Source organism: Halobacterium sp. CBA1126 (genome assembly GCF_009741975.1).
Lineage (GTDB): Archaea > Halobacteriota > Halobacteria > Halobacteriales > Halobacteriaceae > Halobacterium.
On record NZ_WPCF01000028.1, the window covers coordinates 17,536 to 29,707 of the forward strand.

12 protein-coding genes and 1 tRNA gene are annotated in these 12,172 nt (G+C 70.7%); all 13 read left to right on the forward strand.

The features are described from left to right. The first annotated feature begins 117 nt into the window (after positions 1–117). Complete coding sequence (locus GJ634_RS05875; RefSeq protein WP_157501102.1) at positions 118–1,170, forward strand: monovalent cation/H+ antiporter subunit E; 1,053 nt, start codon at positions 118–120, stop codon at positions 1,168–1,170. Further along, complete coding sequence (locus tag GJ634_RS05880; protein ID WP_331714012.1) at positions 1,167–1,442, forward strand: cation:proton antiporter; 276 nt, start codon at positions 1,167–1,169, stop codon at positions 1,440–1,442. Before GJ634_RS05875 ends, GJ634_RS05880 begins: the two co-directional genes overlap by 4 nt. Continuing rightward, a complete protein-coding gene (mnhG, locus tag GJ634_RS05885; RefSeq protein WP_331714013.1) occupies positions 1,439–1,756 on the forward strand; it encodes a monovalent cation/H(+) antiporter subunit G in 318 nt (105 codons plus the stop codon). The genes GJ634_RS05880 and mnhG overlap by 4 nt, the downstream gene beginning before the upstream one ends. Continuing rightward, positions 1,753–2,283, forward strand: a complete 531-nt coding sequence (locus GJ634_RS05890; RefSeq protein WP_157501104.1) for a DUF4040 domain-containing protein — start codon at positions 1,753–1,755, stop codon at positions 2,281–2,283. The genes mnhG and GJ634_RS05890 overlap by 4 nt, the downstream gene beginning before the upstream one ends. Next, complete coding sequence (locus GJ634_RS05895; protein ID WP_331714014.1) at positions 2,280–2,774, forward strand: MnhB domain-containing protein; 495 nt, start codon at positions 2,280–2,282, stop codon at positions 2,772–2,774. The genes GJ634_RS05890 and GJ634_RS05895 overlap by 4 nt, the downstream gene beginning before the upstream one ends. After that, positions 2,771–3,127: a cation:proton antiporter subunit C gene (locus tag GJ634_RS05900; protein WP_157501106.1), complete on the forward strand. Its 357-nt coding sequence runs from the start codon at positions 2,771–2,773 to the stop codon at positions 3,125–3,127. The genes GJ634_RS05895 and GJ634_RS05900 overlap by 4 nt, the downstream gene beginning before the upstream one ends. Further along, positions 3,120–4,601 (forward strand): monovalent cation/H+ antiporter subunit D family protein, encoded by a 1,482-nt coding sequence (locus GJ634_RS05905; RefSeq protein ID WP_331714015.1) that lies wholly within the window; start codon positions 3,120–3,122, stop codon positions 4,599–4,601. The genes GJ634_RS05900 and GJ634_RS05905 overlap by 8 nt, the downstream gene beginning before the upstream one ends. Further along, a complete protein-coding gene (locus tag GJ634_RS05910; RefSeq protein WP_157501108.1) occupies positions 4,598–6,220 on the forward strand; it encodes a proton-conducting transporter membrane subunit in 1,623 nt (540 codons plus the stop codon). Before GJ634_RS05905 ends, GJ634_RS05910 begins: the two co-directional genes overlap by 4 nt. Continuing rightward, positions 6,220–7,941, forward strand: coding sequence for a Na(+)/H(+) antiporter subunit D (locus tag GJ634_RS05915; RefSeq protein ID WP_157501110.1), 1,722 nt, complete (start codon positions 6,220–6,222; stop codon positions 7,939–7,941). The genes GJ634_RS05910 and GJ634_RS05915 overlap by 1 nt, the downstream gene beginning before the upstream one ends. Positions 7,942–8,001: 60 nt before the next feature. After that, the gene (gene hpt, locus GJ634_RS05920; RefSeq protein WP_157501112.1) at positions 8,002–8,568 is read left to right on the forward strand and encodes a hypoxanthine/guanine phosphoribosyltransferase; all 567 of its coding nucleotides are present in this window, start codon (positions 8,002–8,004) and stop codon (positions 8,566–8,568) included. A gap of 61 nt (positions 8,569–8,629) precedes the next feature. After that, positions 8,630–9,310, forward strand: a complete 681-nt coding sequence (locus GJ634_RS05925; protein WP_157501114.1) for a type 1 glutamine amidotransferase domain-containing protein — start codon at positions 8,630–8,632, stop codon at positions 9,308–9,310. Between the two features lie 70 nt (positions 9,311–9,380). After that, a tRNA-Met gene (locus tag GJ634_RS05930) sits at positions 9,381–9,455 on the forward strand. 357 nt (positions 9,456–9,812) lie between these two features. After that, positions 9,813–12,172 (forward strand): DUF2298 domain-containing protein (locus GJ634_RS05935; protein ID WP_157501116.1); only part of this gene is annotated, 2,360 nt, incomplete at its 3' end.

Sequence of the window (12,172 nt, forward strand, 5' to 3'; positions counted from 1 at the left end):
CTGGCGTGGGAAACCGAAGGTATCATCATACGGCGCCCCCACTCGACGAACACGACAAATGACGCTAGCTACGCGGCCGCAGTCGGTGCTGTGGCCCGAACAACGGGGGGTGACCTGATGGCCGCCGACGACCTGCTCGTCCCGGTCGACGACTCGGTGACGCTCCGGAAGACGGTGGCGTACGTCGCCGAACGCGCCGCCGACGCCGACGGCCGACCCACGCTCCACTTCGTCTACCCCGTCTCCGAGCGGGTCGACACCGGCGACGAGGGGTCGGAAGCCGCGTCCGCCGCGGACCTCCTCGAACGCGTCGAAGTGTGGGTCGAGGAGGACCTCGGCGACGACGACTCGGTCGCCGTCGAGACCGCCGTCGTCGGGCAGACGGAGTACCTCTTCAACCCCGGCGACTACGCCGACGTGCTCGTCGAGTACGCCCGGCGAAACGGCGTCGAGACGGTCGTCGTCGACCCCGAGTACAACCCCCTCGGGATGGCGCCGCTGCTCCCGCCGCTGGAGCGCGAGCTCGAGTCCGCCGGCCTGACCGTCGAGCTCGCGCCCGTCGAGCGGCCGACCCGCCGCGGCCCGCTCACGCGGACCGCCGGCGTCGGCCAGTTCGTCGTCCTGTTCTGCTCGACGTACGCGTTCTACCTGCTGGTCTCCGGCACGCTGTCGCCGTTCGACCTCGCGACCGGCGCCGTCACCGCGACCGTCGTCTCCGCGATACTCTGGCGCATCGCCACGCGCGGCGAGGTCGAACTGGGGAAGCTCGGCGGCCGGCTCGCGCGGTTCGCGCTGTACGTCCCCTACCTCCTGTGGGAGATCGTGAAGGCGAACATCGACATCGCGCGGGTCGTCCTCCACCCCGACCTCCCCATCGACCCCCAGCTCGTGGAGTTCGACGCCGCGGTGTGGTCGGAGCTCCCGGCGACCACGCTCGCGAACAGCATCACGCTCACGCCCGGGACGCTCACCGTCGACGTCACGCAGCGCCACTTCACCGTCCACAGCCTCACGCCGGGCGCCCGCGAGGACCTCCTCGCCGGCGGGCTCGAGCGCGCGGTCCGGTTCGTCTTCTACGGCCGGCGCGCGATGCGGCTCGCCACCCCCGCCGAGCGGGGCGCCCGAACCGACGACGCCGACGCCGCCGACGAGGCGGGTGAGAACGAGTGACGCTGCTCGCCGACATCCTGCTCGGCGGCGCCGCGGCGTTCATCGTGCTCTCGCTGGTCGTCGTCTACCGCGTCGTCCGCGGCCCGACGATGCAGGACCGCGTCGTCGCCGTCAACGCCATCGGGACGAACATCGTCGTCATCATCGCGCTCGTGGCGGCCGCCACGGGCAACCCGTCGGCGCTGGACATCGCCATCGTCTACGCGCTGCTGAACTTCCTGATGAGCATCGCCATCTCGAAGTTCACCGTCGAGCGGGGTGGTGTGCTGTGACGCCCCGCGAGCTCGCGGTGCTCGCGCTCGTCGCCGGCGGCGCGTTCTTCGCGTTCGTCGCCGCGGTCGGCCTGCTCCGGCTGCCGGACGTCTACACGCGCACCCACGGCGCCTCGAAGAGCGACACGCTCGGCGCGGGGCTGGCGCTGGCCGCGGTCGCGGTCACGTTCGGCTTCGACCTCTCCAGCGTGAAGGCCGCGCTGCTCGTGCTGTTCATGTTCATCACCAACCCCACCGCGGCCCACGCCATCACGCGGGCCGCCGCCGACCAGGGCATCGAACCGTGGACCACCGACGAGGAGGGCGAGGAATGAACGTCGAACTCCCGCTCATCGCGTTCGTGCTCGCGTCCGCGCTGGCGACCGCCGTCCTCCGGGACGTGCTCGGCGCCATCATCGCGTTCGCGACGTACAGCCTCGGCATCGCGGTCGTCTGGGTCGTGCTGCAGGCGCCCGACGTCGCGCTCACGGAGGCCGCCGTCGGCGCCGGCGTCACCACGGTCCTGTTCCTGCTGACGATCGCGAAGACCGTGCGGCCGTCGGGCGACCGCGTGCTCGAACGCCCGCACTGGCCCGCGCTCGCCGTCGCCGTGCTGTTCGTCGGCGTGCTCGCGACCACGCTCGGCGCGCTCCCCGAAATCGGCGCGGCCGACACCACCGTCATCACCTCGGAGGTCACGGAGTACTACCTCGCGAACGCGTACGAGGAAGCCGGCGTGAAGAACGCCGTCACGGCCGTGCTCGCGGCGTACCGCGGGTTCGACACGCTCGGCGAGGTGGTCGTCGTCTACTCCGCCGGCGTCGGCCTGCTCGTCGTCCTCGGCAAGGAGGTGTTCGCGTGAGCGAGTCCGCCTCGGAAGCGGACCCGGAGGCCGCGGAGACGGCCGACGACCTCCGCTCGTACGTCGAGAGCCCCATCATCATGGCGACAGTGCGCGTCGTCTCGCCGTTCGTGTTCACGTACGGCCTCTACCTCATGTTCCACGGCGCGAACTCCTCCGGCGGCGGGTTCCAGGGCGGCGTCGTCGTCGCCACCGTGATGCTGATGCTCGGCATCGCGTTCGGCATCGACCCGCTGCGGGAGTGGGTCGGGGAGTCCACGCTCGTGCTCGTCGTCGTCGCGGGGGTCTTCGCGTTCCTCGCCATCGGCGTCGTGACGACGCTCCCGCCGTTCGGCGGCGGCTTCCTCGACTACTCGGCGCTCGGCTTCCCCGGCGCCAGCAAGTACGGCATCGAAGCGGTCGAACTGTTCATCGGCGTCGTCGTCGCCAGCACCATCACGGGGCTGTTCTTCGCCATCGACGCCGGCAAGGAGGGAGGTGACAACGAATGATAGACCTGCTCGCAACCCGGGACTACTACCTCGCGTCGTTCCTGCTGCTGGGCGTCGGGACGTACGTGATGATAGCCGCCCGGAACTTCGTGAAGAAAGTCATCGGCATGAACATCTTCCAGACCGGCATCTTCCTGTTCTTCATCGCGGCGGCGTACCTCGAGGGCGCGAACCCGCCCGTGCTGACGATGGACGGCCCGCACGTCAGCCCGCTGCCGCACGTGCTCATCCTCACCGCCATCGTCGTCGGCGTCGCGCTGACGGCGGTCGCGCTCGGGATGATCGTCCGCATCTACGCGGAGTACGGCACGCTCACCGAGGACACCCTCGAGGAGGTGCGCAACGGTGAGTGACCTCGTCGCGCTCGCGGTCGCCGTCCCCATCTTCGGGTCGCTGGCCGCGCTCGTCGCGGGGCTCGTGCGCTCGGAGAGCGGCTGGCCGGTCGCGGTCGTCGCCTGCGTCGCCCAGGTCGCCATCGCGGCGCGGCTCGCGGCGACGGCGTTCGGCGACGGCACCATCACGTACGTCGTCGGCGGGTTCGAGGCGCCGTACGGCATCGAGCTCCTCGTCGACGGCCTCGCCGCGACGATGCTCGGGCTGATCGCGGTCGTCTCGCTGGGCGTGCTCGCGTACGCCCGCCGCGCCGGCCCGCGGTCGAACCCGTTCTACGCGGTGTACCTGCTGCTGGTCGCCGGCCTCACCGGGATGAGCGTCACCGCCGACCTGTTCAACATGTACGTCTTCCTCGAGATCACGGGGCTGGCGGCGTACGCGCTCGTCGCCAGCGGCGACCGCGGCCGGTCGGCGGTCGCGGCGCTGAAGTACCTGCTCGTCGGCACGGTCGGCGCGTCGCTGTTCCTGCTCGGCGTCGGCTACGCGTACATCGACACCGGCACGCTGAACATGGCCGACCTCGCCACGAAGCTCGGCGACGCGGACCCGACGCTCGTCCACGCCGCGTTCGCGTTCATCGTCGTCGGGCTGTTCATCAAGGTCGCCGTCTTCCCGCTGCACACGTGGCAGCCCGACGCCTACGCGGGCGCCCCCGACTCGGTCGCCGCGCTCGTCTCCGCGCTCGTCTCCACGGTCGCGGCGTACGCGCTGCTCCGGGTCGTCTACACCGTCTTCGGCGTCGGCTTCCTCGCGAACAACGAGCTGGCTCACGCCATCCTCGTCGGCGGCGCCACCGTCAGCATCGTCGCCGGCAGCCTGCTGGCGGTCTCCCAGTCCGAGGTCAAGCGGATGCTGGCGTACTCCTCGGTCTCCCAGTTCGGGCTCGTGGTCGCCGCCATCGCCATCGGGAACGTCACCGCCCTGATGGGCGCGGTCGTCCACCTCGTCGGCCACGCCATCATGAAGGGCGGCCTCTTCCTCACCGCGGGGCTGGTCGCCACCGAGACCGGCGCGCGCCGCGTCGAGGAGTTCGACGGGCTCGTCCGCCGGTCGCCGGTCGGCGCGGGCGCGTTCGGCGTGCTCGCGGTCGCGATGGTCGGCGTCCCGCCGACGGTCGGCTTCGCGGGCAAGTGGTACATCGCCGTCGGCGCCGCCGAGTCGGGGTCGTGGGCGCTGCTCGCGGTCATCGTCGGCAGCACGCTGCTGACGCTGGCGTACTTCGCGCGGCTCGTCGAACGCATGTTCTTCCGCGAGCCGAGCGACGACCTCGAACCCGCCATCGAGGCGGTCGCGGACGGCGGTGAAGCCCCCGGCGCCTCGCTGGGCATGCGGGCGACCGTCGTCGCCGCGGCCGTCGCCGCGGTCGCGCTCGGGCTCGCGGTCTTCGGCTACAGCCAACACCTCCAACCGACAATCGAGGTTCTGCTCTCATGACCGAAATCCCATCCATCCTGCCACTCGCTGCGGTGCTCGTCTCGGCGGTCGCGGTCGTCCCGATTCTGGCGTTCCGCGACCGCCCGAACGTCCGCGAGTCGTGGACGGTGCTGGCGGCGCTGGCGAAGTTCGGGCTGGTGGCCAGCATGGTGCCGGCCGCGCTCGCCGGCGACGTCTACGTCACGGACCTCGGCACGCTCGTCCCGTACGTCGAGTTCACGCTCCGCGCGGACTCGCTGGGGCTGCTGTTCGCGCTGCTGGCGAGCACCCTCTGGGTGGTCACGAGCTTCTACAGCATCGGCTACATGCGCGGGCTCGACGAGGACCACCAGGCGCGGTACTTCGCCTCGTTCGCCGCCAGCGTCTCCGCCGCGGTGGGCGTCGCGTTCGCGTCGAACCTCGTCGTCCTCTACCTGTTCTACGAGCTGCTGACGGTCGCGACGTACCCGCTGGTCGCCCACGACGGCACCGACGAGGCCCGCGCCGCCGGCCGCAAGTACCTCGCGTACACGTTCGGCGGCGGCGTCGCCGTGCTCGCGGGCACGCTGCTGGTCGTCTACCTCACCGGCACGACGGCGTTCACCGCGGGCGGCATCGCCGAGCTCGCGTCCGCGGACCCGACGCTCGCTCGCGCCGCGTTCGCGCTGCTGATCACCGGCTTCGGCGTGAAGGCCGCGCTGATGCCGCTGCACTCGTGGCTGCCCGACGCGATGGTCGCGCCGACGCCCGTCTCCGGGCTGCTGCACGCGGTCGCGGTCGTCAAGTCCGGCGTGTTCGGCGTCGCGCGCGTCCTGCTGGACGTCTTCGGCATCGACCTCGTCGCCGAGCTCGGCGTCGGCGGCGTGCTCGCCGCGGTCGCCGCGTTCACGCTCGTCGTCGCCAGCGTCATCGCGCTCAGGCAGGACAACCTCAAGCGCCGGCTCGCGTTCTCGACGGTGAGCCAGCTATCCTACATCGTGCTGGGGCTGGCGGTCGGCGCTTCTGCTGCCGGCGGGGACGCCGCGAAGTGGGCGCTCATCGGCGGGCTGCTGCACATCCCGGCCCACGCGTTCATGAAGCTCACGCTGTTCTTCTGCGCGGGCGCTATCCACGTCGAGACCCACACCGACGACATCTCGAACATGGCCGGCATCGGCAGGCGGATGCCGCTCACGATGGGCGCGTTCGCCGTCGCCGCCGCCGGGATGGCGGGCATCCCGCTGGTCGCCGGCTTCGTCAGCAAGTACTTCCTGCTCATCGGCACCGTCTCCAGCGGCGACCTCGCGTTCACGGCCGCCCTGCTGGTCTCCGGCGTGCTCAACATCGCGTACTTCTGGCCGGTCGTCTACACCGCGTTCTTCGAGACCGCCGAGGGCGCCGACGAGAAACCCCTCGTCTCGGGGATACTCGGCGGCCGGTTCGCCCGCGAGGCGCGCGCCGACGGCGGCCACGCCGACGACCACGGCGCCTTCGAGCGCCGCGCCGCGAACGGCGCCGAGTCGACGTGGCTCATGCTCGGCCCGATCCTGTTCGCGGCCGCCGGCGCCGTCGTGCTCGGCGTCGTTCCCGACGCCGCGGTGTTCCTCCAGATCGTGCGTGACGTCGCCGAGACGGCGACGGCGATGGGGGTGGTCGCCTGATGGACCCCGTCGTCCCGCCGTTCGTCCCGGTCCTGCTGGCGGCCGTCCTGCTGCCGGTCGTCGGTCGCCGCGCCGGCCACGCGTTCGGCGTGCTCGCGACCGCCGCAGTCGTCCCCTACGTCTGGCTCGTCCCCGAGGGCGCGTACTTCCCCGTCCAGCTGTTCGGGTTCGACGCGTACCTGTTCTACGTCGACGCGTTCTCCCAGATGATGGGGCTCGCGATGGGCATCATCGGCGCCGCCGGCACGCTGTACTCGTACGCCAGCGAGGCCGACGCGTATCAGACGGCGTTCGCGCTCGGCTACGTCGGCACCAGCCTCGGCGCCGTCTTCGGCGGCGACTGGCTCACGCTCATCTTCTTCTGGGAGCTGATGGCCGTCACCAGCACGCTGCTCGTCTGGCACCACGGCGGCCTCGCGGTGCGCGCCGGCTTCCGGTACGCGCTCGCGCACGGCATCAGCGGCACGCTCCTGCTCGCCGCCATCGTCTGGCACTTCGTCGAGACCGGCACCTTCCTGTTCGCCGGCGTCCCCGGCGGGCCCGCGACCGCCGGCATGGCGGGGTCGGTCGCGCCGCTGCTCGCGGTGCTCGGTATCGGCGTCAACGGCGGGTTCGTCGGACTCCACGCGTGGATTCCCGACACCTACCCGCGGCCGCACTTCGCCGCCAGCGTCTTCCTCAGCGTCTTCACCACGAAGACCGCCGTCTACGGGATGTTCCGCGCGTTCCCCGACGGCCACCTCGCGGTGGCGTACATGGGCGGCGCGATGGCGGTGTTCGGCGCGACGATGGCGCTGCTCCAGAACGACATGCGCCGGCTGCTCTCCTACCACATCCAGTCGCAGGCCGGCTACATGGTCGCCGGCGTCGGCCTCAGCGGGACGCTCGCGACCGCCGGCGCGTTCGGCCACGTGTTCAACAACTTCCTCTACAAGAGCCTCCTGTTCATGTGCGTCGGCGTCGTCATCTACCGGACCGGCGAGGAGAGCCTGAAGAAGGTCGGCGGGCTGGCGCGGAAGATGCCGGTCACCGCGCTCGCGTTCTTCGTCGCGGCGTTCTCCATCGCCGGCTTCCCCGGGTTCAACGGCTTCGTCTCGAAGGGGATGGTCATCGGCGCCGCCCACTACAAACACCTCGACGTCCTCTGGTACGTGTTGCTCGCGGGCGGCGTCGGCACCGCGCTGTCGTTCATCAAGCTCGGCTACCACGCGTTCCTCCACGGCGAGTACGACGGCGAGGTCCGGGACGCGAACTGGGGGCAGGGCGCCGCGATGCTGTCCGTCGCCGCGCTCTGCGTCCTCTTCGGCTACCCCGCCGCGATGTACGCCGTCATCCCGGGCGGCGCGGAACTCGACTTCGTGGTGTTCACCGTCGGCCACCTGCAGGAGGGCTTCGGGCTCGTCGGGCTCGGCCTCGTCGGGTTCGCGGTTCTGAAGAAGCCGCTGAAGAAGGTCGGCCGCGTACCGGACGTCGACCGCGCGTACAACCCCCTGACGTTCTACGCCACGCGGTACGTCGTCGTCGGCGTCACGGAGCTGTACGCCGCCGTCGACCGCGTCGTCGTCCGCGCGGCCGACGCGACCGCCGCGGTCGTCACCGCGCCCGGTGCGGCCGCCGGCCGGCTCGTCGGCGAGGACGGCGTCTCGCTGCGCGCGGACACCAGCGCGAGTATCCTGCTCGTGGTCGTCGCGGTCGCCGTCGCGCTCGTGCTCGTCCTGTAACGGGCTGGCACGGTCGCGCTCGTTCCGTCACCTTTTATTCGCGGCGCAAGTACTTCCTGCATGGATAGGCTCAAGCAGTCGCTGCTCGACGCGCCCATCATCGAGAAAGAGGGGTACCACTACTTCGTCCACCCCATCAGCGACGGGGTCCCGATGCTCGAACCCGGCCTCCTCCGGGAGATCGTCATCCGCATCATCCGGAAGGCCGAACTCGAGGACGTCGACAAGATCGTCACGCCCGCCGCGATGGGCATCCACATCTCCACGGCCGTCTCGCTGATGACCGACATCCCCCTCGTGGTCATCCGCAAGCGCGAGTACGGCCTCCCCGGTGAGGTCGGCCTCCACCAGGAGACCGGCTACTCGGAGAACGAGATGTACATCAACGACGTCGAAGCGGGCGACCGCGTGCTCGTCCTCGACGACGTGCTCTCGACGGGCGGCACGCTGCTCTCGATCACGACCGCCCTCGACGACATCGGCGCGGACGTCGCCGACGTCGTCGCGGTCATCAAGAAGACCGGCCCGAACGAGCTCGAGGAGAGCGGCGTCGACGTGAAGACGCTCATCAACGTCGACGTGCAGGACGGCGACGTCGTCATCGTCGACGAACACGGCGACGGGTAGACAGCCGGCGGAACTCGCGGACGGGAGTGGCCTTTTCCCGCTTCCGCGCGTTCCTCCGAGTATGCCGTCTGCACTGTTCGTCGTCAGCGAGGAAGGCTACTGGGGAGAGGAGTGCGTCGAACCGCTCACCACGCTCGACAGCGAGGGCTTCGACCTCACGGTCGCGACGCCGAGCGGGTCGCCGCCCGTGCTCGACGAGCGCTCCGCGGACCCCGAGAACGTCGGCGAGGAGACCGCCGAGTGGGTCCGCGACGTCCACGAGAACGACGAGCGACTCAACGACCCCGTCTCGGTCACGGAGGTCGAGGCCGCGGACTACGACGCGGTCGTCTTCCCGGGCGGCCACGGCACGGAGTGGGACGTCAACCAGGACACCGACGCGCGCCGCCTCCTCCGGAACGCCGTCGAGGGCGACAGCGAGAAGGCGCTGGTCGTCTGCCACGCCGTCGGCATCCTCGCGTTCACGCGCGACAGCGACAACGAGTTCCTCGTCGACGGCCGCGACGTCACCGGCTTCCCGAACGCGTGGGAGGAGGGAATCGTCGACGACCACGACCGGATGCCCGACGGCCGCAAGCTCCCGTACTGGGTCGAGGACGAAGTGACGGCCGCCGGCGGGAACTGGGACGCCGAACTCGACGCCGACACGAGCGTCACCGTCGACGGCGACCTCCTCACCGCGCGCGGCCCCGGCTCCTCCAGCGAGGCCGCCCAGACGCTGCTCGACGAACTCGACGCGTAGCTGGAGGAGAACTCCCACACGGCGACCGAAACAGAACCCTTAACTGCCGCACCGGGTTACGATTGAGTGCAGCGGGATGGGATAGCCAGGAGATTCCGCCGGGCTCATAACCCGGAGATCGGTGGTTCAAATCCACTTCCCGCTACTCCTCTGTTACTCACGCTTCGTAGCGTCACCTCCGTGCGACGCGGCGCGTGAGTTACTGTGAGCTAGCGAGTGGATTCGAACGAGAGAACCGAGCGAAGCGAGGTTCGCGTAGTTCAAATCCACTTCCCGCTACTTCTACTACGAACCCAATCGCGGAGTTTCATCTCCGCGATTGGTTCCAGTCCGTAGTCGCGGAGGATTTGAACCCTGGAAGTCGCAACTGCGAGCGCAGCGAGCGGTCCGTCTTCCTCCGGTTCAAATCCACTTCCCGCAACTCCACACGCCGCGGAGCGACACCGCCGTGCGTCGCTGGGAACCCGAAAGCGTTTGCCGACGGGCGGCGACGGTTCCACCGATGGAGTACGGCGTCGTCCTGAAGTGGTGGCTGCTGTACCAGGCGCTGCTGGTCGTGGGACTGCCGTTCGCGGCGCGGCTGCTGCCGGACGCGCCGGACCGCGGCGCGTCGCTGGCGGTGCCGACGGCGGTCGTCCTGTTGACGGTGCCGACGCTGTGGGTCGGCCAGCTCGCGTTCGGGCTGTGGGTGGTCGTCGGCGTCGCGGCCGTGCTGGTGGCGGCGTCGGCGTGGCTGGCGCGCGGCGGTATCGACGTGCCGAAGCGCCCGCTCGCGGAGGTCGTCGCGGTGTTCACCGCCGCCTTCCTGTTCCTGATACTGGTTCGCGCGGCGGCGGACGGCGTCCACCCGTACGGCGGGGAGAAGTTCCTCGACTTCGGGCTGCTGCAGAGCCTGCTGCGCGCGGACCGGCTGCCGCCCCAGGACTTCTGGTTCGCGGGCGAACGCGTCGTCTACTACTACGGCGGGCACCTGATGGCGGCGACGCTCGCGCTGCTGTCCGGGACGAGCGGACGGTTCGCGTACGACCCGGCGCTGGCGGGGTTCTACGCGACGGCCGTGACCGCGGCGTACGGCCTCGCGAGCACGATCGCGTCGAACCGGCTCGCCGACAGCGAGCCCGTCGAGGGGGCGACCGCGCTCGGCGTCGCGGCGGTCGTGTTCGTCGTCCTGCTGGCGACGCTGGGCGTGCCCTGGTACTACCTCGCGGTGCCGGCGGCGTTCGCGGCCGCCGTGCTCACGGGGTCCTCGCGGGTCCGCGCTGGGATTCTGGCGGCGTTCGTCTACGGGTTCGCGAGCAACCTCGTGACGCCGGTGCGCCTGCTCGCGAGCACCTACGACGTCGTGCGGCGGGCGGTCGCCGCGGCGGGCATCAAGTCGAATCGCGCGCCCGAAATCACGCCGGCGGAGTTCGACATGTGGCACGCGAGCCGCGTGGTGGAGACGGGCATCAACGAGTTCCCGCTGTTCGCGTACCTGAACGGCGACCTGCACGCGCACATGATGAGCGTCGCCGTGCTCTTCCTCGCGGCGGGGGTCGGGCTGGCGTACGCACGCACTCCCGAATCGGCGCGCCGCCGGCGGCTCGCGCTCCTCTTCGGCGCGTTCCCCGTCGCGGCGGCGACGATTCTCACCGTGAACACGTGGAGCTTCCCGACCGTCGCCGGCGTCGCGATGCTGAGCGTCGTGCTCGCCGACGCCGAGCCGCGGACGCTGCTCCCCGACTCAGTCGCCGAGCGGTTCGAACGCTCGAACCCGGCGGCGCGGGAGCTCCAGCGCGTCGCCGCCGGCGTGGCGGTCGCGGTCGCGGTCGCCGTGCTCGCGTTCGTCGTGGCGTGGCCGTTCGTGCGAGACGTCCTGCTCGCGGGCGCGAGCAACCAGCACCCCGCGGCGTTCCCGGTGCCGACGAAGCTCGGGGCGTTCGTTCTCGTCCACGGCCTCTTCCTCGTCGCGTTCGGCGCGTACCTCGTCTCCCGGGTCGCCCGCGACGGCTCGGACTGGGCGGCCGCGGGACTCGCCGCCGTCGCCGCCGTGCTGGTCGCCGCGACGGTCGACCCCACGATTGGGGGCGTGCGCGTCGGCGTCGTCGGCGTCCTGCTCGCCGGCCCGGTTCTGGCGGGCGCGTGGCTGCTGCGGCGCCGCGACGCGGTCGGCTTCGAGGGCGTGCTCGTCGTCGCGGGCGCCGGCCTCGTCGTGCTCGTGGAGTACGTCTACCTCGCGGACGCCGCCTCATACGAGCGCTACAACACGATATTCAAGGTGTACGCGCAGGTGTGGGCGCTCTGGTCGGTGCCGGCCGGCGTCGCGCTCGCCGCCCTCGCTGCGCGCACGCCCGACGCGTCCCGGCTCCGGTCGGTCGGCGGCGCCGGCCTCGCCGTCCTGCTGGTCGTCTCGGCCTCGATCTACGGCGGGTTCGCGGTCGCCAGCCACGTCGACGACGCGGACGACGCCACGCTCGACGCCTACGAGTACGTCAACGACGAGCGCCCCGACGAGGGCGCGGCGATCGAGTGGTTGAACGAGAAGCCCGGGCAGCCGCACATCGTCTCCGCGCCGGGAACGACGCCGTACTCGTGGCAGAATCCGGCGTCCAGCCTCACGGGGATTCCGACGGTCGCGGGGTGGTCCCACGTCGGCAACTACCACAGCGAGTCGGCGTACCGGACGCGCGTCAGCGACGTGGGCGTCGTCTACGAGACGAGCGAAGCCAGGTCGCGGGCCATCATCCTGCGGAAACACGACGTCGAGTACGTCTGGGTCGGGCCGATAGAGCGCGACCGCTACGACGTGCGCGTCACGGCGGAGGAACGGGGAATCAGCGTCGCCTTCTCGAACGAGAACGTGACCGTCTACGAGGTCGACCA